Source organism: Escherichia sp. AM3, from assembly GCF_032029835.1.
Classification (GTDB): Bacteria; Pseudomonadota; Gammaproteobacteria; order Enterobacterales; family Enterobacteriaceae; genus Escherichia; species Escherichia coli.
Genome location: NZ_JAVUPQ010000737.1, coordinates 1 through 333, shown reverse-complemented (window position 1 = coordinate 333; position 333 = coordinate 1). Strand labels below are relative to the sequence as shown.

Genomic DNA, 333 nt, shown 5'->3' with positions numbered 1-333 from the left:
GTTTACCGCCGCCCGTGTTTGCGAACAGGTACGCGCCGCGATTCAGTCGCTGCCGCGAGGGCAAAAAAATGCCGCGCTGGCGATGGGCCTGACGCTACCGCAGGCTTATCGATACGTACTGCTGCCTAATGCTTATCGCGTTATCGTCCCGCCGATGACCTCAGAGATGATGAACCTGGTGAAAAACTCCGCCATCGCCTCGACTATCGGTCTGGTGGATATGGCGGCGCAGGCGGGTAAATTGCTCGATTACTCAGCCCATGCCTGGGAGTCGTTTACCGCCATTACGCTGGCGTATGTGTTGATTAACGCTTTTATCATGCTGGTGATGAC

Annotated in this window: 1 pseudogene; it reads left to right on the top strand. The window is 56.2% G+C overall.

Annotation, left to right across the window (positions count from 1 at the left end):
* Positions 1 to 333: pseudogene (gltJ, locus tag RTW80_RS28125) on the top strand (glutamate/aspartate ABC transporter permease GltJ); the annotation flags it as partial.